Source organism: Stenotrophomonas sp. 22385, from assembly GCF_052045085.1.
Classification (GTDB): Bacteria; Pseudomonadota; Gammaproteobacteria; order Xanthomonadales; family Xanthomonadaceae; genus Stenotrophomonas.
Genome location: NZ_JBQEOG010000002.1, coordinates 420,880 through 443,385, shown reverse-complemented (window position 1 = coordinate 443,385; position 22,506 = coordinate 420,880). Strand labels below are relative to the sequence as shown.

At 64.1% G+C, this 22,506-nt stretch carries 15 protein-coding genes and 5 tRNA genes; 1 reads left to right on the top strand and 19 read right to left on the bottom strand.

Annotated elements, in window-relative coordinates; translation table 11 throughout:
- Positions 1 to 234 precede the first annotated feature (234 nt).
- The 14 genes from rpoC to ACTJI4_RS06360 form a co-directional block, all read right to left on the bottom strand.
- Positions 235 to 4,476 carry a DNA-directed RNA polymerase subunit beta' gene (rpoC, locus tag ACTJI4_RS06425; RefSeq protein ID WP_392924702.1) on the bottom strand — a complete coding sequence of 1,414 codons (4,242 nt, stop codon included), beginning with the start codon at positions 4,474 to 4,476 and terminating at the stop codon, positions 235 to 237.
- Between the two features lie 89 nt (positions 4,477 to 4,565).
- Positions 4,566 to 8,720, bottom strand: coding sequence for a DNA-directed RNA polymerase subunit beta (gene rpoB / locus ACTJI4_RS06420; RefSeq protein ID WP_392924705.1), 4,155 nt, complete (start codon positions 8,718 to 8,720; stop codon positions 4,566 to 4,568).
- A 252-nt stretch (positions 8,721 to 8,972) separates the two neighbouring features.
- On the bottom strand, positions 8,973 to 9,341 hold the full coding sequence (gene rplL, locus ACTJI4_RS06415) for a 50S ribosomal protein L7/L12 (RefSeq protein ID WP_392924709.1): 369 nt from the start codon (positions 9,339 to 9,341) through the stop codon (positions 8,973 to 8,975).
- A gap of 62 nt (positions 9,342 to 9,403) precedes the next feature.
- On the bottom strand, positions 9,404 to 9,937 hold the full coding sequence (rplJ, locus tag ACTJI4_RS06410) for a 50S ribosomal protein L10 (protein ID WP_282247497.1): 534 nt from the start codon (positions 9,935 to 9,937) through the stop codon (positions 9,404 to 9,406).
- Between the two features lie 387 nt (positions 9,938 to 10,324).
- Complete coding sequence (gene rplA / locus ACTJI4_RS06405; RefSeq protein WP_068849440.1) at positions 10,325 to 11,023, bottom strand: 50S ribosomal protein L1; 699 nt, start codon at positions 11,021 to 11,023, stop codon at positions 10,325 to 10,327.
- 4 nt (positions 11,024 to 11,027) lie between these two features.
- A complete protein-coding gene (gene rplK, locus ACTJI4_RS06400; protein WP_282247498.1) occupies positions 11,028 to 11,456 on the bottom strand; it encodes a 50S ribosomal protein L11 in 429 nt (142 codons plus the stop codon).
- A gap of 199 nt (positions 11,457 to 11,655) precedes the next feature.
- Positions 11,656 to 12,216, bottom strand: a complete 561-nt coding sequence (gene nusG, locus ACTJI4_RS06395) for a transcription termination/antitermination protein NusG (RefSeq protein ID WP_392924714.1) — start codon at positions 12,214 to 12,216, stop codon at positions 11,656 to 11,658.
- A gap of 10 nt (positions 12,217 to 12,226) precedes the next feature.
- Positions 12,227 to 12,631: a preprotein translocase subunit SecE gene (gene secE / locus ACTJI4_RS06390; protein ID WP_392924717.1), complete on the bottom strand. Its 405-nt coding sequence runs from the start codon at positions 12,629 to 12,631 to the stop codon at positions 12,227 to 12,229.
- Between the two features lie 44 nt (positions 12,632 to 12,675).
- Positions 12,676 to 12,751, bottom strand: a tRNA-Trp gene (locus ACTJI4_RS06385).
- A gap of 100 nt (positions 12,752 to 12,851) precedes the next feature.
- Positions 12,852 to 14,042: an elongation factor Tu gene (gene tuf, locus ACTJI4_RS06380; RefSeq protein ID WP_440868841.1), complete on the bottom strand. Its 1,191-nt coding sequence runs from the start codon at positions 14,040 to 14,042 to the stop codon at positions 12,852 to 12,854.
- A gap of 40 nt (positions 14,043 to 14,082) precedes the next feature.
- A tRNA-Thr gene (locus ACTJI4_RS06375) sits at positions 14,083 to 14,158 on the bottom strand.
- 47 nt (positions 14,159 to 14,205) lie between these two features.
- Positions 14,206 to 14,279 (bottom strand) — tRNA-Gly (locus tag ACTJI4_RS06370).
- A gap of 38 nt (positions 14,280 to 14,317) precedes the next feature.
- Positions 14,318 to 14,403: transfer RNA gene (locus tag ACTJI4_RS06365), tRNA-Tyr, on the bottom strand.
- A gap of 138 nt (positions 14,404 to 14,541) precedes the next feature.
- The gene (locus tag ACTJI4_RS06360) at positions 14,542 to 15,552 is read right to left on the bottom strand and encodes an isoaspartyl peptidase/L-asparaginase family protein (protein ID WP_392918920.1); all 1,011 of its coding nucleotides are present in this window, start codon (positions 15,550 to 15,552) and stop codon (positions 14,542 to 14,544) included.
- A gap of 247 nt (positions 15,553 to 15,799) precedes the next feature.
- Between ACTJI4_RS06360 and ACTJI4_RS06355 the strand changes: the two genes are divergently transcribed.
- Positions 15,800 to 18,535 carry a TonB-dependent receptor plug domain-containing protein gene (locus ACTJI4_RS06355; RefSeq protein WP_440868840.1) on the top strand — a complete coding sequence of 912 codons (2,736 nt, stop codon included), beginning with the start codon at positions 15,800 to 15,802 and terminating at the stop codon, positions 18,533 to 18,535.
- A 297-nt stretch (positions 18,536 to 18,832) separates the two neighbouring features.
- On the opposite strand, the gene ychF is transcribed toward ACTJI4_RS06355, so the two are convergent.
- The 5 genes from ychF to ACTJI4_RS06330 form a co-directional block, all read right to left on the bottom strand.
- Positions 18,833 to 19,924 (bottom strand): redox-regulated ATPase YchF, encoded by a 1,092-nt coding sequence (gene ychF, locus ACTJI4_RS06350; protein WP_392918926.1) that lies wholly within the window; start codon positions 19,922 to 19,924, stop codon positions 18,833 to 18,835.
- 15 nt (positions 19,925 to 19,939) lie between these two features.
- The gene (gene pth, locus ACTJI4_RS06345) at positions 19,940 to 20,518 is read right to left on the bottom strand and encodes an aminoacyl-tRNA hydrolase (protein ID WP_440868839.1); all 579 of its coding nucleotides are present in this window, start codon (positions 20,516 to 20,518) and stop codon (positions 19,940 to 19,942) included.
- An 80-nt stretch (positions 20,519 to 20,598) separates the two neighbouring features.
- On the bottom strand, positions 20,599 to 21,216 hold the full coding sequence (locus tag ACTJI4_RS06340; protein ID WP_392918931.1) for a 50S ribosomal protein L25/general stress protein Ctc: 618 nt from the start codon (positions 21,214 to 21,216) through the stop codon (positions 20,599 to 20,601).
- Positions 21,217 to 21,328: 112 nt separating this feature from the next.
- Positions 21,329 to 22,288 (bottom strand): ribose-phosphate diphosphokinase, encoded by a 960-nt coding sequence (locus ACTJI4_RS06335; protein WP_038692467.1) that lies wholly within the window; start codon positions 22,286 to 22,288, stop codon positions 21,329 to 21,331.
- Positions 22,289 to 22,422: 134 nt separating this feature from the next.
- Positions 22,423 to 22,499, bottom strand: a tRNA-Gln gene (locus ACTJI4_RS06330).
- Positions 22,500 to 22,506: the final 7 nt, after the last annotated feature.

Below are 22,506 nucleotides of genomic sequence, written 5' to 3'. Positions count from 1 at the left end.
AGCCCTGATCCCGGGCCGTTACAGGGGAGCCTTCTCCATGCCCCCCGTTCAGGTTGTCAAACCGGCCCCCTTTCGCGGACCGGCCGGCATCCTACCTCATTGGTGGCGGTTACGCCACCGGCAAAGCGGGTTCGGCACCACCTACGGTGGTGCCCTACCCCTTCGGGCATCGTCCGACCAACGGTCGGCCGCTACCCGAAGGTTGGTCCGACCCTTGCGGGTCGGACCGGTTTCTCATTCCTCGCCCGCGGCCGATTCGGCTTCGGTCGATTCCACTGCCACCGGAGCTGCCGGAGCCACTTCAGCCACGGCCGGCGTGCCGGACAGGGTCTGCATTTCCGACTCGGTCAGCCCGGAGGCATTGCGACGACGGTTGGCGTGGTAGGCCAGGCCGGTACCGGCCGGGATCAGGCGGCCGACGATGACGTTTTCCTTCAGGCCGCGCAGGTTGTCCGAGGTGCCGCGGACGGCGGCTTCGGTCAGCACGCGGGTGGTTTCCTGGAACGAAGCCGCCGAAATGAACGATTCGGTGGCCAGCGACGCCTTGGTGATGCCCAGCAGGACCGGATCGAAACGGGCGATCAGCTCGTTACGGGCGGCCAGGCGTGCATTTTCCTCGATGACGCGCTGGCGCTCGGCCTGCTCGCCATTCAGGAACTTGCTGCTGCCCTGATCGGTGATTTCGACCTTGCGCAGCATCTGGCGGGTGATCACTTCAATGTGCTTGTCGTTGATCTTCACGCCCTGCAGGCGGTACACGTCCTGGATTTCCTTGACCAGGTAGGCGGCCAGCGGTTCGACACCCAGCAGGCGCAGGATGTCCTGCGGGCTCGGCTCGCCGTCCACGATGGTTTCGCCCTTGGTCACGTGCTCGCCTTCGAACACGATCACCTGGCGGTACTTCGGGATCAGCTCTTCGTGTTCCGAACCATCGGTGTCCTTGATGATCAGGCGCTGCTTGCCCTTGGTGTCCTTGCCGAAGCTGATGATGCCCGAACGCTCGGCCAGGATCGCCGGATCCTTCGGCTTGCGCGCTTCGAACAGATCGGCCACGCGCGGCAGACCACCGGTGATGTCGCGGGTCTTGGACGCTTCCTGCGGGATCTTGGCGACCACGTCGCCCACGCCGACGGCGGCGCCGTCCTGCAGGTTGACGATGGAACGCGGCGGCAGCAGGTACTGGGCCGGCAGGTCGGTGTTCGGGATGGTCAGGTCATTGCCCTTGGCATCCACGATGCGCACGATCGGGCGCAGCTCCTTGGCCTGCGAGCCACGACGCTTCGGATCGGTGATTTCGCGCGAGGCCAGGCCGGTCAGTTCGTCGGTCTTCTCGATGACGGTGACGCCGTCGATGAAGTCGATGAAACGGATGAAACCGGCCACTTCGGACACGATCGGATGGTTATGCGGATCCCAGTTGGCCACGGTCTGGCCAGCCTTCACTGCATCGCCGTCCTTGGACGCGATCATCGAGCCGTACGGCAGCTTGTAACGCTCACGCTCACGGCCATGGGCATCGAGCACCGAGATTTCACCCGAGCGCGAGACCGCCACCAGCGAACCGCTGGCGTGTTCGACGGACTTGAGGTTGTTGAACTTCACCGAACCGGTGGTCTTGACCGTGATGTTGTCCACGGCTGCCGCACGCGATGCCGCACCACCGATGTGGAACGTACGCATGGTCAGCTGGGTACCCGGCTCACCGATCGACTGTGCGGCGATGACGCCCACCGCTTCACCGATGTTGACCAGGTGGCCACGGGCCAGGTCGCGACCGTAGCAGCGGCCACACACGCCGAACGCCGATTCACAGCTGATCGTGGAGCGCACCTTGATGCTCTGCACGCCGGCGTCTTCCAGCTTGGCCACCCACTGTTCGTCCAGCAGGGTGTTGCGGGTCACGATCGGATCTTCGTCGTTGCCCGGCAGGAACACGTCCTCGGCCACGACACGGCCCAGCACGCGGTCCTTCAACGGCTCCACGACATCGCCGCCTTCCACGATCGGGGTCATGGTCAGGCCTTCGGTGGTACCGCAATCCACTTCGGTGATGACCACGTCCTGCGCCACGTCCACCAGACGACGGGTCAGGTAACCCGAGTTGGCGGTCTTCAGCGCGGTATCGGCCAGACCCTTACGGGCACCGTGGGTGGAGTTGAAGTACTCCTGCACGTTCAGGCCTTCACGGAAGTTCGCCTTGATGGGCGTTTCGATGATCGAGCCATCCGGACGGGCCATCAGGCCGCGCATGCCGGCCAGCTGGCGGATCTGCGCCTGCGAACCACGGGCACCGGAGTCGGCCATGATGTACAGCGAGTTCATCGACTTCTGGTCGATGGTCTCACCCTTGGCGTTGACCACCTTCTCGGTACCGATGGTGTCCATCATCGCCTTGGCGATGCGTTCGTTGGTACGCGACCAGATGTCGACCACCTTGTTGTAGCGCTCGCCGGCGGTGACCAGGCCCGACTGGTACTGCTCCTGGATTTCCAGCACTTCAGCTTCGGCCTCGGTGAGGATGCCGCGCTTCTCGTCCGGAATCAGCATGTCGTCGATGCCGATCGACACGCCTGCACGGGTTGCATAGGCGAAGCCGGTGTACATCAGCTTGTCGGCGAACACGACCGTATCCTTCAAGCCCAGCTGGCGGTAGCTGGAGTTGATCAGGCGGCTGATGTTCTTCTTGGTCAGCTCGGTGTTGGCCAGTGCGAACGGCAGGCCCTCCGGCAGGATTTCGGCCAGCAGGGCGCGACCGATCGTGGTATCCACGATCGAGGTCTTGTTCTGCTTTTCGCCGTTCTCGTCGGTCACCACCTCGGTGATGCGGACCTTGACCTTGGCGTGCAGTTCCACCACGCGGTTGTCATAGGCACGCTTCACTTCGGCGATGTTGGCGAAGGCCATGCCCTCGCCCTTCTTGTTTTCCAGGGCACGGGTCATGTAGTACAGACCCAGCACCACGTCCTGCGACGGCACGATGATCGGCTCGCCGTTGGCCGGCGACAGGATGTTGTTGGTGGACATCATCAGCGCACGCGCTTCCAGCTGGGCTTCCAGCGAGAGCGGCACGTGGACGGCCATCTGGTCACCGTCGAAGTCGGCGTTGAACGCGGTGCAGACCAGCGGGTGCAGCTGGATGGCCTTGCCTTCGATCAGCACCGGCTCGAACGCCTGGATGCCCAGGCGGTGCAGGGTCGGCGCACGGTTCAGCATCACCGGGTGTTCGCGGATGACCTCTTCCAGGATGTCCCAGACTTCGGCTTCTTCGCGCTCGACCAGCTTCTTGGCGGCCTTGATGGTGGTGGCCAGGCCACGACGCTGCAGCTTGGCGAACACGAACGGCTTGAACAGCTCGAGTGCCATCTTCTTCGGCAGGCCGCACTGGTGCAGGCGCAGGTACGGACCGACCACGATGACCGAACGGCCCGAGTAGTCCACGCGCTTGCCCAGCAGGTTCTGGCGGAAGCGACCCTGCTTGCCCTTGATCATGTCGGCCAGCGACTTCAGCGGGCGCTTGTTGGTGCCGGTGATGGCACGGCCGCGGCGGCCGTTGTCCAGCAGCGCATCGACCGATTCCTGCAGCATGCGCTTTTCATTGCGCACGATGATGTCCGGCGCGTTCAGCTCCAGCAGACGGCGCAGGCGGTTGTTGCGGTTGATGACGCGGCGGTACAGGTCGTTCAGGTCGGAGGTCGCGAAGCGGCCGCCGTCCAGCGGCACCAGCGGACGCAGGTCCGGCGGCAGCACCGGCAGCACGGTCATGACCATCCATTCCGGGCGGTTGCCCGATTCCAGGAAGGCTTCGACCAGCTTGATGCGCTTGGTGAGGCGCTTGAGCTTGGTTTCCGAACCGGTGCTGGCGATTTCCTCGCGCAGGCGGGTCATCTCCGACTGCAGGTCGATGGTGCGCAGCAGTTCGTACACGGCCTCGGCGCCCATGGCGGCGTCGAAGTCGTCGCCGTGCTCCTGGCGGGCCTGCAGGTACTGTTCTTCGGTCAGCAACTGGCGGCGCTCCAGGGCGGTCAGGCCCGGCTCGGTCACCACGTAGGCTTCGAAGTACAGCACGCGCTCGATGTCACGCAGGGTCATGTCCAGCATCAGGCCGATGCGCGACGGCAGCGACTTGAGGAACCAGATGTGCGCGACCGGCGAGGCCAGGTCGATGTGGCCCATGCGCTCGCGGCGCACCTTGGCCAGCGTCACTTCGGTACCGCACTTTTCGCAGACCACGCCACGGTGCTTCATGCGCTTGTACTTGCCGCACAGGCACTCGTAGTCCTTGACCGGCCCGAAGATGGCGGCGCAGAACAGGCCGTCACGCTCGGGCTTGAAGGTACGGTAGTTGATGGTTTCCGGCTTCTTCACTTCGCCGAAGGACCACGAACGGATCAGGTCCGGCGAGGCCAGCGCGATCTTGATCGCGTCGAAGTCCAGCGTCTGGCGCTGCTGGTTGAAGAGGTTGAGCAGGTCTTTCATGGTGTTTCTCCGAAAGGAGGAAATCTTGTCGATGGGGCTGTCAGGTCACATCCGGCGGCGCGGCTGCCGGGGCAGCCGCGCCTGCGCGATCAGTTGTCTTCCAGTTCCATGTTGATGGCCAGCGAGCGGATTTCCTTCACCAGCACGTTGAAGGATTCCGGCATGCCGGCGACCATCTCGTGCTCGCCGTCGACGATGTTCTTGTACATCTGGTTGCGGCCCTGCACGTCATCGGACTTCACCGTCAGCATTTCCTGCAGGGTGTAGGCCGCGCCGTAGGCTTCCAGCGCCCAGACTTCCATTTCACCGAAGCGCTGGCCGCCGAACTGCGCCTTGCCGCCCAGCGGCTGCTGGGTGACGAGCGAGTACGGACCGGTCGAACGGGCGTGCATCTTGTCGTCGACCAGGTGGTTCAGCTTCAGGTAGTGCATGTAGCCCACGGTGGTGTGGCGATCGAATGCTTCGCCGGTACGACCGTCATACAGCTGGGTCTGGCCGCTGAGCGGCAGGTCAGCCAGGGCAAGCATGTGCTTGATTTCAGCTTCGGTGGCACCGTCGAACACCGGGGTGGCCATCGGCACGCCGTCGGTCAGGTTGCCGGCCAGGCGCAGCAGCTCCTCGTCGCTGAACTGGGTCAGGTCGACGTGGTTGGCGTGCTGGGTCTTGTCGTGGTTGTACACGTCGTCCAGGAACTTGCGCAGGTCGTTGATCGCGGCCTGCGCCTCGAGCATGCCCTGGATCTTGCGACCCAGGCCCTTGGCGGCCCAGCCCAGATGCACTTCCAGGATCTGGCCGATGTTCATGCGCGACGGCACGCCCAGCGGGTTCAGCACGATGTCCACGGTCTCGCCCGAGGCCATGTACGGCATGTCCTCGACCGGCACCACGTTGGAAACCACACCCTTGTTACCGTGGCGGCCGGCCATCTTGTCGCCCGGCTGGATGCGGCGCTTCACGGCCAGGAACACCTTGACCATCTTCAGCACGCCCGGGGCGAGGTCGTCGCCGGCGGTGATCTTGCCGCGCTTGTCGGCGAAGCGACGTTCGAATTCCTTCTCGTGCGCCTGGATCTGCTTCTGCGCGCGTTCGATGGCTTCGGACGCGTCGTCGTCCTTCATGCGCAGCACGAACCAGTCAGCCTTCTTCAGGCCATCCAGGTAGGCGTCGGTGATGATGTCGCCCTTCTTCAGGTTGGTGCCGCCGTTGGCGACCTTGCCCACGATCTGCGAGCGCAGGCGCGCGTAGATGGCACCTTCCAGGATGCGGAACTGGTCGTCGAAGTCCTTCTTGACGCGCTTGATCTCGCTTTCCTCGATCTGGCGCGCGCGCTTGTCCTTCTCGATGCCGTCGCGGGTGAAGACCTGCACGTCGATGACGGTGCCATCCATGCCCGGCGGGACGCGCAGCGAGCTGTCCTTCACATCCGACGCCTTCTCGCCGAAGATCGCGCGCAGCAGCTTCTCTTCCGGGGTCAGCTGGCTTTCGCCCTTCGGGGTGACCTTGCCGACCATGATGTCGCCGGCGCGCACTTCGGCGCCGATATACACCACGCCCGACTCATCCAGGCGGTTCAGCGCCTGCTCGGACACGTTCGGGATGTCGGCCGAGATTTCCTCCGGCCCCAGCTTGGTGTCACGCGCGACGCAGGTCAGTTCTTCGATGTGGATCGTGGTGTAACGATCTTCTTCCACCACGCGCTCGGAGAGCAGGATGGAGTCTTCGAAGTTGTAGCCGTTCCACGGCATGAAGGCGATCAGCATGTTCTGGCCCAGGGCCAGTTCGCCGATGTCGGTGGACGGACCATCGGCCAGCACGTCGCCACGCGCCACCACGTTGCCCACTTCCACCAGCGGACGCTGGTTGATGCAGGTGTTCTGGTTGGAACGGGTGTACTTGATCAGGTTGTAGATATCCACGCCGGCATCGCTGGCGTCGGTGATCTCCACTTCGTTGACCTTGACCACGATGCGTCCGGCGTCGATCTGCACGATCTCGCCGCCACGACGGGCATTCACGGTCACACCCGAGTCACGGGCCACGGCGCGTTCGATACCGGTACCCACCAGCGGCTTCTGCGCACGCAGGGTCGGCACGGCCTGGCGCTGCATGTTGGCGCCCATCAGTGCACGGTTGGCGTCATCGTGCTCCAGGAACGGGACCAGCGCCGCGGCGATCGACACGGTCTGCATCGGCGAGACGTCCATGAAATGGACTTCCGCCGGCGGCTTCAGCAGCGACTCACCCTGGAACCGGCACGGCACGAACTGCTCGGTGAGCATGCTCTTGGCGTCGGTCAGGGCATTGGCCTGGGCGATGACGTATTCGTTTTCTTCGATGGCCGACAGGAACTCGATCTCGTCGGAGACCTTGCCGTCGTGCACCTTGCGGTACGGGGTTTCCAGGAAGCCGTACTGGTTGGTGCGGGCGTACACGGCCAGCGAGTTGATCAGGCCGATGTTCGGGCCTTCCGGGGTTTCGATGGTGCAGACGCGGCCGTAATGGGTCGGGTGCACGTCGCGCACTTCGAAGCCGGCACGCTCACGGGTCAGGCCGCCCGGGCCCAGGGCCGAGACGCGACGCTTGTGGGTGACTTCCGACAGCGGGTTGTTCTGATCCATGAACTGCGACAGCTGCGAGGAACCGAAGAATTCCTTGATGGCTGCGGCAACCGGCTTGGCGTTGATCAGTTCCTGCGGGGTCAGGCCTTCGGATTCTGCCATCGACAGGCGCTCCTTGACCGCGCGCTCGACGCGGACCAGGCCCACGCGGAACACGTTCTCGGCCATTTCGCCGACCGAACGGACGCGACGGTTGCCCAGGTGATCGATGTCGTCGACCACGCCGCGACCGTTGCGGATCTCGGTGAGGACCTTGATCACGTCCAGGATGTCGGAGCTGTCGCCGTGCTCGGCGACCAGGCGCTTGGACTCTTCGTCGTTGCGCTCGCCGAAGTACTTGCGGTCGTACAGCACCGCTTCACCGGTGACTTCCTTGCGGCCGACACGACGGTTGAACTTCATGCGGCCGACCGTGGACAGGTCGTAGCGCTCGAAGGTGAAGAACAGGTTGTGGAACAGGTTCTGCGCGGCGTCCTTGGTCGGCGGCTCGCCCGGACGCATCATGCGATAGATCTCGACCAGCGCTTCAAGCTGGGTCTTGGTCGGATCGATACGCAGGGTGTTGGACAGGTACGGGCCACGATCCAGATCGTTCACCCACAGGGTGCCCACGGCATCCACACCGGCCTTGCGGAAGGCCTGCAGCTGCTCGTCGGTGATTTCGTCGTTGGCCTGGGCCAGCAGTTCGCCGGTACCGGCGTCGACCACGTCGTGGGACAGGATGCGGCCGACGATGTAATCGTCCGGCACGGCCAGGGCGGCAATGCCCGAGGCTTCCAGCTGCTTGACGTGGCGCGCGGTGATGCGCTTGCCGGCTTCGACGATGACCTTGTCGCCGTCGGCCAGGTCGAAGTTCAGGGTCTCGCCGCGCAGGCGCTCGGAGACCAGCTCCAGCTGCACGCCCTCATCGGGATTGATGTGGAACGTGTTGATCTCGAAGAACTCGGCCAGCATTTCTTCATTGCTGTAGCCCAGCGCACGCAGCAGGATCGACACCGGCAGCTTGCGGCGACGGTCGATACGGGTGAACAGCGCGTCCTTCGGGTCGAACTCAAAGTCCAGCCAGGAGCCGCGGTACGGGATGATGCGGGCGCTGTACAGCAGCTTGCCCGAGCTGTGGGTCTTGCCACGGTCGTGGTCGAAGAACACGCCCGGCGAACGGTGCAGCTGCGAGACGATGACGCGCTCGGTGCCGTTGACGATGAAGGTGCCGTTGTCGGTCATCAGCGGAATCTCGCCGAGGTAGACCTCCTGCTCCTTCACGTACTTGATGGCCTTGGTGGACGACTCGCGGTCGTAGATCACCAGGCGCACGGTCACGCGCAGCGGGGCGCCGTAGCTCATGCCACGCTGGCGGCACTCGCGCTCGTCGAAGACCGGGTCGCCCAGCTTGTAGCCCACGTATTCCAGCGCAGCGTTGCCGCTGTAGCTGGCGATCGGGAACACCGACTTCAGGGCCGCGTGCAGGCCGAGATCACGGCGCTTGGCCGGATCCACGTTTTCCTGCAGGAATTCGCGGTAGGAATCCACCTGGATGGCGAGCAGGAACGGCACTTCGAGGATCGAGCGCTGCTTGCCGAAATCCTTGCGGATACGCTTTTTTTCGGTGAACGAATATGACGTCATGGGGTCTCACCTTGGCTGTGCGGGCCCCGCCATGGAGGCGTGGCCCGAAGGGAACATGAAAATTGTCAGTTGGAAGTCGCTGGTATTGCCGGCACCAGCACGCCTTCTCCCGCTACTTCCAACTACCAACTCGCCGGCCTGGGCCGGTACTGCTGGATTTCGGTCATTGCCGCAACAACGACCAAAGGCCGGGGGCTTACGCCCCCAGCCTTGGCTGCATCGCCGTGATTCGATGGCGACGCAAGGAACTGCTTACTTGACTTCGACAGTCGCGCCAGCAGCTTCCAGGTCCTTCTTGAACTTGGCAGCGTCGTCCTTCGAAGCGCCTTCCTTGATCATGCCGCCGGCTTCTGCCAGATCCTTGGCTTCCTTCAGGCCCAGGCCGGTGATGGCGCGGACGGCCTTGATGACTTCGACCTTCTTGTCGCCGGCCGACTTCAGGATGACGTCGAATTCGGTCTGCTCTTCAGCAGCAACGGCCGGGCCAGCGGCAGCAGCCACGGCGACCGGAGCAGCGGCGGAAACGCCGAACTTCTCTTCGATGGCCTTGACCAGCTCCATCACTTCCATCAGGGACTTTTCGGCGATGGCGTCGACGATCTGTTCGTTGGTAAGGGACATTTTGATTACCTTTGGATAATTTTCTGGGTTCAGGTTCCGTCAGGAACCACGTAAACAGCGACTCAGGCGGTTTCGGCAGCCGGCTCGGCAGCGTCGGCGGTTTCGCCACCGTTCTGCTTGTCACCGATGGCCTTGATGGCGCGGGCGAACATCGTGACCGGCTCGGTCAGGACGCGGGCCAGCATGGCCAGGGCCTGATCGCGGGTCGGCAGCGATGCCAGCACGTCGACGTGGCTTGCCGGGAACACTTCGCCACCGATGGCAACGACCTGCGGAAGCAGCTTGGCGTTGTTCTTGGCAGCTTCCTTGATCAGGCGACCGGCTGCGCCGGGCTCCTCGAGCGAGAACGCGAACAGCATCGGACCGGTGAACTTGTCCGTTGCACATTCAAACTCGGTGCCCTTGACGGCGCGCTCGGCCAGCGTGTTCTTGACAACTTTCAAGAAAACACCGGTTTCGCGGGCCTGCTTGCGCATCGCGGTCATCTGGGAGACCGTGGTGCCAGCGTAATGGGCTGCGATCAAGGAGTGGGCCTTGGCAGCGACGTCCGCAACCTCGGCGACTACTTCTTGCTTCTGGGACAGATTGAGAGCCATTGCACTCCTCCAATTGAACTCCGCTTACGGCTCCTGCCGTTTGCGGTCCTGGGCAGCATCCGTCCTGGACGCCGGGAACATCGGGACGATGTTCCAAGGGTGGGCCGTTCTAGACCTGGATGGCCAACCTGGGTGAACCCAGACCTGCGTAAACCAGAAAAACTCCAGAAGGGCACCATCTACGCAGGGTGATTCCCGAAGGAACCGATTAAGCGGTCGGTACGGCGCCGGCGGCGACTCCATGCCAATGCGAGCATCCCTGCCCGTCGCCGGTGTGCAACGACCGCGCCTGCGGTCTTTGACGGCTATCGTCACGGGCCAGGCCCGCTCGGATTGCCTTCAAATGTCACGGGTGCACGGCCGAAACCGCGCACCCGCTTGAAACGATTACTTCAGGGTCAGCGACGACTGGTCGACGGTGACGCCCGGGCCCATCGTCGAGCTGACCGAAACCTTCTGCAGGTAGGTGCCCTTCGAGGTCGCCGGCTTGGCCTTGATCAGATCCAGCAGCAGCGCCTGCAGGTTCGACTTCAGCGCGTCTTCGGCGAAATCGGCCTTGCCGATGGTGCAGTGGATGATGCCGGCCTTGTCGGTGCGGTAACGCACCTGACCCGACTTGGCGTTCTTGACGGCTTCGCCCGGGTTGGCCGACACGGTGCCGACCTTCGGGTTCGGCATCAGGCCGCGCGGGCCGAGCACGGTGCCCAGCTTACCCACGACGCGCATGGCGTCCGGGGTGGCGATGACGACGTCGTAGTTCAGATCGCCGGCCTGCATCTTCTCGGCCAGGTCGTCCATGCCGACGGCTTCGGCGCCAGCGGCCAGGGCTTCGTCAGCCTTGGCACCGGCCGGTGCGAACACCGCAACACGCACGCTCTTGCCGGTACCGGCCGGCAGCACGGTCGAACCGCGCACCTGCTGGTCGGACTTCTTGGCGTCCACGCCCAGGCGCACGGCGACGTCGAAGGACTCGACGAACTTGGCCTTGGTGGCGGTCTTCAGGATCTTGATTGCGTCCTCAAAGGCGTAAGCCTTGCCCGGGACGACGGCGGCCTGAATGGCCTTCTCACGCTTGGTCTGTGCCATCTTCTTAACCCTCCACCACAAGGCCCATGGAACGGGCAGAACCAGCGATCGTACGCACGGCGGCGTCCAGGTCGGCGGCCGTCAGGTCAGCTTCCTTCGCCTTGGCGATCTCTTCGAGCTGCTTGCGGGTCACCTTGCCGATCTTGTCGGTGTTCGGGCGCTTGGAGCCCGAGGTCACGCCCGCGGCCTTCTTCAGCAGCGTGGTGGCCGGGGTGCTCTTGGTGATGAAGGTGAACGTACGGTCCGAATAGGCCGTGATGATCACCGGAACCGGCAGACCCGGCTCGAGCTTCTGCGTGGCGGCATTGAACGCCTTGCAGAATTCCATGATGTTCAGGCCACGCTGACCCAGCGCGGGACCGACCGGCGGCGAGGGGTTGGCCTGACCGGCCTTCACCTGCAGCTTGATGTAACCAATTACTTTCTTTGCCATGTGAATACTCTCCGGGTGCTAGCGCCTTGCGACCACAGGCTCCCCATCGGACCGGGAATCTCGCGTCCCGGCATCGCGTTTTTGAATTCACGCAGAAGGCCACCTTGCGGCGGCCCTTTGCTTTTGCCAGCTTCCTGGCAGGAAGCCGAGCACTATATCAGATTTTCAGGCCGCCGCGTGAATGCGGGCAGCCTTCAGATCAGGTGGCCTTTTCGACCTGGCCAAATTCGAGTTCGACCGGCGTGGCGCGACCGAAGATCAACACCGAGACGCGCAGACGGCTCTTCTCGTAGTTGACTTCTTCCACGACACCATTGAAGTCGTTGAAGGGGCCTTCGGTGACACGGACCATCTGGCCCGGCTCGAACAGCACCTTGGGACGGGGCTTTTCGACACCTTCCTGAACGCGGTCCAGGATGGCGGCGGCCTCCTCGTCCTTGATCGGCAACGGCTTGTCCGCGGTGCCGCCAATGAACCCCAACACCTTGGAGGTGTCCTTGATCAGGTGCCAGCTTTCGCTGTCGATGCGCGGAATGCCGCCTTCGTCATGGGTCTCGATCTGCACCAGCACGTAGCCGGGGAAGAACTTGCGCTCGGAGCGACGCTTCTGGCCGCCGCGCATTTCCACCACTTCTTCGGTCGGGACCAGGACGTCGCCGAACAGATCCTGCTTTTCCTCGCGCGCGATACGGTCGCGCAGCGCCTGCGCCACGGACTTCTCGAAGCCTGAATAGGCGTGAACGACATACCAACGCTTCACAGGTTTCTCCTTATCGACCCAGGAACAACTGGATCGCTTTCTGAATCAAGAAATCAAAGCCGCCGAGCAGCAGGCTGAGGATGATCACCACGACCATCACCACCCACGTCATGCGGATGGCTTCCTGGCGCGTCGGCCAGACCACCTTGCGCAGCTCGAAGCGGGATTCGGAAAGAAATTCACGGGTGTCGCGACCCTTGGCGGTCAGCATGAACACACCGAAGCCGGCCGCCAGGCCGACGGCAACACCCAGGCCACGCAGGGGACCGGACCAGGCATTCTGGGCTGCATGTTCGGGCATGCCGAACCAGAACCACGCAAAAAGACCCGCAAGTGCCAGGAGCACTGCGGCGGCGTATTTGACGATGTCACCCCCGGTGGAGGTGTCCTTGGAATGCTCGATCTTGCTGTTCATCCGGCTCTGGCTGCTGTGGCGGCATGGCCGCTGGAAGGGAGAAGTGGCACGCCAGGAGGGACTCGAACCCCCAACCTGCGGTTTTGGAGACCGCTGCTCTGCCAATTGAGCTACTGGCGTACTGAAAAAACTGCCTTCCCTTAGACGGCGAAGGCGGACCGAGGTTCCCGGCCCGCCGTTCGCGAGACCGGCAGCGCTGTGCTGCCGCCGGTAGTGCAGATTACGCGATGATCTTGGAGACCACGCCGGCGCCGACGGTACGGCCGCCTTCACGAATCGCGAAGCGCAGGCCTTCGTCCATGGCGACCGGGTTGATCAGCGTGACAACCATCTTCACGTTGTCGCCCGGCATGACCATTTCCACGCCTTCCGGCAGCTCGACCGCACCGGTGATGTCGGTGGTACGGAAGTAGAACTGCGGACGGTAGCCCTTGAAGAACGGGGTGTGGCGGCCGCCTTCGTCCTTGGACAGCACGTACACTTCGCCGTCGAAGGTGGTGTGCGGCTTGATCGAACCCGGCTTGGCCAGGACCTGGCCACGCTCGACGTCGTCACGCTTGGTGCCGCGCAGCAGCAGACCGGCGTTGTCGCCTGCCTGACCCTGGTCGAGCAGCTTGCGGAACATTTCCACGCCGGTCACGGTGGTCTTCTGGACCGGACGGATACCGACGATTTCGATTTCTTCGCCGACCTTGATCACGCCGCGCTCGATACGACCGGTCACCACGGTGCCGCGGCCCGAGATCGAGAACACGTCTTCCACCGGCATCAGGAACGCCTTGTCGACGTCACGCTCCGGGGTCGGGATCCAGCTGTCGAGTGCTTCGACCAGCTTGATCACGGCCGGCACGCCGATGTCGCTCTGGTCGCCTTCCAGCGCCAGACGGGCCGAGCCCGCGATGATCGGGGTGTCGTCGCCCGGGAAGTCGTACTTGCTCAGCAGCTCGCGGACTTCCATTTCGACCAGTTCCAGCAGCTCGGCGTCGTCCACCATGTCGGCCTTGTTCAGGAACACGACGATGTACGGCACGCCGACCTGACGCGACAGCAGGATGTGCTCGCGGGTCTGCGGCATCGGGCCGTCAGCAGCCGAACAGACCAGGATCGCGCCGTCCATCTGGGCGGCACCGGTGATCATGTTCTTGACGTAGTCAGCATGGCCCGGGCAATCGACGTGGGCGTAGTGACGGGTGGTGGATTCGTATTCGACGTGTGCGGTCGAGATCGTGATGCCACGGGCCTTTTCTTCCGGCGCGGCGTCGATCGCGGAGTAATCCTTGAACTCGCCACCGAAGCGCTCGGCACCGATCTTGGTCAGTGCGGCGGTCAGCGTGGTCTTGCCGTGGTCGACGTGACCGATGGTGCCGACGTTGACGTGCGGCTTGGTGCGCTCGAACTTACCCTTGGCCATGGCTGCTTATCTCGAAATCGTCTGAATGGTGGCGCTTGGATGGTGCTCACGAAAGGAATCGAACCTTCGACCTCCTCCTTACCAAGGAGGTGCTCTACCGACTGAGCTACGTGAGCGAGTTTTGAATTATGGCACGAATTTGAATATATTCAAATCCATTCAATGGAGCGGGAGACGGGGATCGAACCCGCACCATCAGCTTGGAAGGCTGAGGTTCTACCATTGAACTACTCCCGCATAGGAAGCTCTTGCCACAACCTGAAACTGCATGAAACTGGTGGAGGGAGGTGGATTCGAACCACCGAAGGCGTAAGCCAGCAGATTTACAGTCTGCCCCCGTTGGCCGCTTGGGTATCCCTCCTTACCACCCTGTCCCGTGGCGCCGAAGCGTTTTCGGTGTGGGGTGGAAGAGCCGTGAATTTTGGGGGTGAATGCGGGTTCTGTCAACAACCTTTTTGAACTTTTTCACATCAATCGCAAATTGCCCCCGCAATGCGGGCTACTGGCCGGGAAGCGTCAGCGTTTCGTCCGCGAAGATCGCCACGTGCGGCACGCCATCGGCACCAATCCAGCCGCGGTACATGCCCTGCGTGTTGAACGGCGTGGCAGCACGACCATCGGCGCCCAGCACGATCGCACCGCCATCGCCGCCAAGCGCGGGAATGCGCGTGTTGATCACCTCGCGCCCGGCCTCTTCCGGGCCCTGCTTGAGGTACTGCATGCGCGCGCAGATGTCGTGCGCGGCCGCCGTGCGGATGTAGTACTCGCCCCAGCCGGTGCCGGACACGGCACAGGTGGCATTGGCGTAGGTGCCAGCGCCGATGATCGGTGCATCACCCACGCGCCCGTAGCGCTTGTTGGTCATGCCGCCGGTGGAGGTGCCGGCCGCCAGGTGACCCTGGCGGTCCAGCGCCACCGCGCCGACGGTGCCGAAGTGGCGTGCGGTTTCGAAATCGGCATGCGCCTGGCCGCCAGCCTCTTCCTTCAGGGCCCTCTGCAGCTGCTGCCAGCGCTTTTCGGTACGGAAGTACGACGGATCGACCAGGGGGATGCCCCGGCTGGCCGCGAAGGTTTCGGCGCCCTCGCCCACCATCATCACGTGCGGAGAGTGCTGCATCACCGCCTCGGCCAGCAGGATCGGGTTGCGCACGCGCTGCACGCCGGCCACCGCACCGGCCTTGAGGGTGGCGCCATCCATCAACGCGGCATCCAGCTCGTTGCGCCCGTCATGGGTGAACACCGCGCCCTTGCCGGCGTTGAAGGTGGGATCGTCTTCCAGCACGGTGATGGCGGCGGTGACCGCGTCGAGTGCCGGCCTGCCGGCGGCCAGCACCTGGTGACCCTGGATGAGCGCCTGGCGCAGCGCCGCGCGCGCCGCCTTTTCCTCGGCCGGCGACAGATCCTTGCGCTGCACCCCTGCGCCGCCGTGGAGGACGAGCACCGGCTCGGCGGCCAGGGCGGGTGGGCTGAGCAGGAGCAGAGAAAGCAGCAGGGCGTGTCGACAGGGCATGGCACTGACCGGGGTGTGGGTGGCGCGTCCATCATGCCGGACACACCCCGCCGTGCCGACCAACGGTCGGCACCTACCCGCTGGCCGGATATCTGGTAGGCATCGACCGTCGGTCGATACCCGCAGGCCTGAAGCGCGCTCGCTGGCGGCGGACGTAAAAAAGGCGTTAAATGCGCGCCGTCCGTTCACCAAATGTGAATGGGGGTCGCGGCCTCCCTCGAGGCCTACTTTCTTCTTGAGAATTCTCATGCGTAAACAGGCGATGGCGTGGTCGATCCAGCTGGCGTTGATGGGTGTGGGCGCAACGGCAGCGGCACAGGCTCCGGCGCCCGGGGTGCAGCAGCTGGATACGGTGCAGGTGACCGGCTCGCGCATTCCGCGCGCCCAGGTCGAGGGCCCCGCCCCGGTCACGGTGATCACTGCCGGGCAGATCCAGGCCAGCGGCTTCACCAGCGTGCCGGACGTACTGCGTTCGATGACCCAGAACGGCGGTGAGACGCAGAGCCAGCAATCGGCCAGCGGCGCTGACTTCTCGCCGGGTGCGCAGCAGGTCGACCTGCGCGGACTGGGGCCCAACCACACGCTGGTGCTGGTCAATGGCCGGCGCATCGCCGATTTCCCGATGCCGTTCCAGGGCCGCAGCAACTTCACCGACGTCTCCAACATCCCGCTGGGCATGATCGACCGGATCGAAGTGCTGACCGGCAGCGCGTCCGCCATCTACGGCTCGGACGCGATTGCCGGCGTGGTGAATTTCATCCTGAAGAAGCAGGTCGATGGCACCACGGTGGATGTGCGCCTGGGCACCACCAGCGAGGGCGGTGGCGAGTCGTTCGACATGAGCATGGCCAGTGGCTTCGATGCGGGCCAGTTCAGCGCGGTATACAGCCTGGAGCTCCAGTCGCAGACCCCGCTGTGGGCCCATGAGCGCGCCCAGCAGGATTCCACCCTCGACGCCCCCACCGAAAGCGCGCGCGCCGCGCGCCGCGCGTACCTGCGCACGGATTACAACGACGATTACCTGGATCCGGGCCAGGCCACCTGCGATGCACTGGCCAGCCAGAACCAGGGCAGCACCTACTACGCCGAGCGCGCACGCTATGGCTTCTACTGCGGCAGTGACCGTTCGATCGGCTACGGCACGATCCTCAGCGAGCGCCGCGGCGCCAACGGCTATGCATCGCTGCGCTATGGCTTCGAGAACGGCGCGGAGTGGTTTGCCGACGTGCAGCTGGGCTACCACGACATCGCGTTGATGCGCGATGTGACCCAGTGGGGGCTGATGGCGCCGGATGGCAACGAGGACGGCTACTTCCACAACCAGGCCACCGATCAGGTGGAGTTCTGGCAGCGCCAGTTCTCGCCCGAGGAAATGGGCGGGCTGCGCAACGGGATGATCCGCAGCACCCAGAAGACCTTCAGCGTCACCACGGGGTTCAAGGGCTCGCTGGGCGCGGCCTGGGATTACGATGCTTCGCTGAGCCACTCGCAGTACCAGTCGTCGATCCGCTGGCCGCAGATCATCGCGACCAAGGCCAACGACCTGTTCCTGGGCCCACAGCTGGGCGAGGACGACGATGGCTTCCCGATCTACAACGCCGACCCGGCGCGCCTGTACCGGCCGCTGACCCGCGCCGAGTACGAATCGATCGCCGCGCGCACCACCTACAGGCCGAAATCGCGCACCGATACCGCTGCGCTGACCCTGACCAACGGCGAACTGTTCGAACTGCCCGGCGGCAAGGCCGGCTTTGCGGCCACCGCCGAGTTCGGCAACCAGTCCTACGCGCTCAATCCCGATCCGCTGGCCACGCAGTACTACTACTACAGCTGGAAGGATTCGGACGGCCACGGCAGCCGCAACCGCTGGGCCACCGCGGCGGAGCTGCGCCTGCCATTGCATGACACGCTCAATGTGAGCGTGGCCGGCCGCTTCGACCAGTACCGCTATTCGGGCAACACCATCGGCAAGGCGACCTGGAGCGGCGGCATCGAGTGGCGCCCGATCGACTCGCTGCTGGTGCGCGGCTCATACGGCACCGCGTTCCGCGCGCCGGACCTGCATTATGTGTATGCCGGCCCGGGCAACGATGAAACCAGCGCGAACGACTATTACGCGTGCGCGGTGGACGGCGCGGACGACTGCTCGGATTACGAGGAAAACCTGATCCGCACCCGCGAGGGCAACCGCCAGCTGGATCCGGAAACCAGCACCTCCTGGAGCGCCGGACTGGTGTGGTCGCCTGCAATGGGCCTGGACCTGTCGGTGGACTGGTTCGACATCGACATGCGCGACCAGGTGCAGGACATGGACGTGAGCACGATCCTGCGCGACGAGGCGGCCTGCCGCCTGGGCGAGGCCGATGCGGCCTCGCCGACCTGCGTGGATGCGCTCAACCGGGTCAACCGCACCAGCGATGGGCGCCTGTACGGGGTGCACGTGAGCCCGATCAACATCGCACGCGAGACCACCCGCGGCATCGATGTGGGCCTGCGCTACCGCCTGACCACCGGCGTGGGTGATTTCATCCTGAGCGGCAATCACACGTGGGTGCAGCGCCATGATTTCCAGCAGTTCGCCGGGGACGTGGTGGAAGACCAGTTCGCGGTCAACAGTGGCTTCGATATTCCACGCACCAAGACCAGCGCAAGCCTGACCTGGGAGAACGCGGCGTGGTCGGCCACGCTGTACGGCCAGCGCCTGGGCAGGCTGCCGAGTTTCGACAGCTACGACCAGAGCTTCGACTGGGAGAGCGGCGCCAGCCCGTGGATCAAGGCGACCTACCGCTACAACCTGTCGGTGCAGTACCGCTTCGACGACCATTCGCGGTTGTCGCTGTCGGTGGTGAACATGTTCAACAAGATGCCGCCGAAGGATGCGACGTACACCTCGTACCCGTATTACGACGTGTCGTGGTTTGACACGGTGGGGAGGCAGTTGAACCTGCAGTACACGCACAAGTTTGGCGGCACCGCGCTGTAGTTGTTCTACTTTTCCACACCGTGCGTGGAAAGCGATGGGGGTTTGCTGTGGACAACCCTGTCTGAGCCACGCGCTGCAACGGTTCTGCAGGGTGATGAATTTTTGTCCAGTCGATGCGCGGGTTTTCCACACAGGACGTGGAAAGCCATGGGAATTTGCTGTGGACAACCCGGCTGAACACTGCGCTGGAAGGGTTTCAGGCCGTGGTGAATTATTGTCCAGGCTGAAATGCAGACGCCCCGCACGGGGCGGGGCGTCTGCGATGGCGGGCGGCGGACCAACGGTCCGCCCGACCGGTCAGACGTTGAAGCGGAAATGCAGGATGTCGCCTTCCTGGACGCGGTATTCCTTGCCTTCCAGGCGCAGGCGACCGGCTTCCTTGGCGCCGGCTTCGCCCTTGTACTTGATGAAGTCGTCATACGCGATGGTTTCGGCGCGGATGAAGCCTTTCTCGAAGTCGGTGTGGATCACGGCGGCTGCCTGCGGGGCGGTGGCGCCCTTGCGTACGGTCCAGGCACGGACTTCCTTCACGCCGGCGGTGAAGTAGGTCTGCAGACCGAGCAGACTGTAGGCGGCGTTGATGACGCGGTTGAGGCCCGGCTCGGTCAGGCCGAGGTCGGCCAGGAAGGTGTCGCGGTCTTCGTCGTCCAGCTGCGAGAGCTCTTCTTCGATGGCGGCCGAAACCGGCACCACCTGCGCGCCTTCGGCGGCGGCACGGGCGCGCACGGCGTCCAGGTGCGGGTTGTTCTCGAAGCCGTCTTCCAGCACGTTGGCAATGTACATCACCGGCTTGAGGGTGAGCAGGAACAGGTCGCGGACCAGGGCTTTCTCTTCCTCGTCCAGGCCGGCGCTGCGGCCGGCCTTGCCGTCGGCCAGGGCAGCCTGCAGCTTGGCCAGCACCGGCTTGCGCGCGGCCGCGTCCTTGTCGCCGCCCTTGGCCGCACGCTCGGCGCGGTTCAGCGCCTTCTCGACGCTGTCCAGGTCGGCCAGGGCCAGCTCGGTGTCGATGGTGTCGATGTCCGACAGCGGGTCGACCTTGTTGTTGACGTGGATGACGTCGGCGTTTTCAAAGCAGCGCACCACGTGGGTGATCGCATCCACTTCGCGGATGTGGGCCAGGAACTTGTTGCCCAGGCCTTCACCGCTGGCGGCACCGGCAACCAGGCCGGCGATGTCGACGAACTCCACGGCGGTTGGAATGACCTTCTGCGGGTTGATGATCGCCGCCAGTTCGTTCAGCCGCGGATCCGGCACGGGCACGATGCCGACGTTCGGCTCGATGGTGCAGAACGGGAAGTTGGCCGCGGCGATGCCCGCCTTGGTCAGCGCGTTGAACAGGGTCGATTTGCCGACGTTGGGCAGGCCGACGATGCCGCATTTGATACCCATCTTTGACAGCCTCTGTTATTTCGGGGTGTGCAGGCGCTTCATCGCCTCACTGTAATCGCCACGCACGGCCAGCGGCAGTACGTCGATGGCGTCGTCGATGGCATGCCCGATCAGCACGTCATCGTCCTTGCTTGCGCGGCCGAGCACCCACGGCACCACGCGGTCCTTGTGGCCAGGATGGCCGATGCCGATGCGCAGGCGGTGGAACTTTCCATGGCCGAGCAGGCGGATGGTGTCGCGCAGGCCGTTCTGGCCGCCGTGGCCACCGTCGAACTTGAGCCGGGCCACGCCGGGCGGCAGGTCCAGATCGTCATGCGCCAGCAGGGTTTCTTCAGGCTCGATCTTCCAGAAGCGCTGGGCGGCGGTGACCGACTTGCCGCTGAGATTCATGAAGGTGGCAGGCTTGAGCAGCCACACCGGTTGCCCGGCAATGTCGACCCTGGCGGTCTCGCCGAACAGCTTGCCGTCCACGCTCCAGCGCGCGCCGGCCTGGGCGACCAGGGCGTCAATGAAACGAAACCCGGCATTGTGCCGGGTCTGGGCGTGCTCGGGTCCGGGGTTACCCAGGCCAACGATCAATCGCAATCCTGTCATCGCTCTTCTTCATAGCTACCGGCGGTGTGCCGGTACATGCAGAAACGGCGCCTGCCCAGAAGGGCAGGCGCCGCAATCACTTACTCTGCAGCAGCCACTTCTTCGTCGGCGGCTTCGCCCTTGCCGTGCTTGGCAGTGACGATGGCGTCGTCGTGGTCCTTGCCCTGGGCCAGGGCAACGATCTCGACACCCTTCGGCAGCTTGATATTGGACAGGTACACCACGTCACCGGCCTTGAGCTCACCCAGGTCGACGTCGATCGACTCCGGCAGATCCTTCGGCAGGCAGCTGACGGTGACTTCCTTCAGTTCGTGGGTGACCACGACGTCGGCAGCCTTGCCGGCCGGCGAGGTGTCTTCGTTGAGGAAGTGCAGCGGCACCGACGCGGTCAGGGTCTGGTTCTCATCCACGCGCAGGAAATCCAGGTGCATGATCAGCTGCTTGTGCGGGTGGCGCTGCATGTCACGCAGCAGGACCTTGGTGATCTTGCCATCCAGGTTCAGGTCCAGGATCGACGAGTAGAACCACTCGTTCTGCTGGGCAAGCCAGGTAGCGTTGTGGTCCAGGCTGATGGCGACCGGTTCGGCGTTGCCACCGTACACGATGGCCGGGATCACACCGGCGTGACGCAGGCGGCGGCTCGCACCCTTACGCTGCAGTTCACGCTTGGTGACCTTGATTTCATGGGTCTTCGACATTTTACTTCTACCAGTTGTTGCCTTGCCGGAATGGCTTGGCGATGAAGGGCACGTCCGCGACCAGACGTCCCCGGGGCCCTGGCTGCCGTCGCCGGCGGCCAGGAAAAACGAATCAGTCCACGTACAGCGAGCTGACCGACTCGCCGAAGGCGATGCGGCGCATCGTTTCGGCCAGCATCTCCGCCACGCTGAGCTGGCGGATCTTGCTGCACACGCGCGCTTCTTCACGCAGCGGGATGGTATCGGTCACCACCAGCTCATCGAGCTGGGAGTTGTTGATGTTGTCCACCGCCGGGCCCGAGAGCACGGCGTGGGTGCAGTACGCAGCCACCTTGAGGGCGCCACGCGCCTTCAGCGCGGCGGCGGCCGCACACAGGGTGCCGGCGGTGTCGACGATGTCATCGACCATCACGCAGGTCTTGCCTTCGACGTCACCGATGATGTTCATCACGGTAGAGACGTTGGCGCGCGGGCGGCGCTTGTCGATGATCGCCAGATCGGCATCGTCCAGGCGCTTGGCGACGGCGCGGGCGCGCACCACCCCGCCCACGTCCGGGGACACCACGATCAGGTTTTCGGTGCCGTAGGCGCGCCAGATATCGGCGAGCAGCAGCGGCGAGGCATACACGTTGTCCACCGGCATGTCGAAGAACCCCTGGATCTGGTCGGCATGCAGGTCCACCGTCAGGACACGGTCGGCGCCAACGGCGCTGAACATCTTGGCGGCCACCTTGGCGGTGATCGGCACGCGCGAGGAGCGCATGCGGCGATCCTGGCGCGAGTAACCGAAGTACGGCACCACGGCGGTGACGCTGTTGACCGAGGCGCGCTTGAGCGCATCGATCAGGACCAGCAGCTCCATCAGATTCTCGGCGCTGGGGGCGCAGGTCGGCTGGATCACGAAGACGTCCTGCTTGCGGACGTTCTCTTCGATTTCGACCTGCACTTCACCATCGGAGAAGCGCGAAACCAATGCCTTGCCCGGTCGCACCCCCAGTTCCTTGCAGATGCTCTGGGCAAGGCGCTTGTTGGCGTTGCCGGAAAATACCAGCAGGTTCGGGTGATCTTGCATCATGACGGTCTCGGGCGGGAGCGATTGGCGGAGAACTCTGCCGCCGGCGCCCGGGGACGTCTGCGGTGACAACACCGCGGCCGTTCAACCGTGTCCGCGCAGCATGCGCATGGAACGCGGTTGGCGTCCGCAAGTGGCAGGGGCGGGAGGATTCGAACCTCCGAATGCCAGGATCAAAACCTGGTGCCTTGGGCCTCTTGGCGACGCCCCTGCATCAA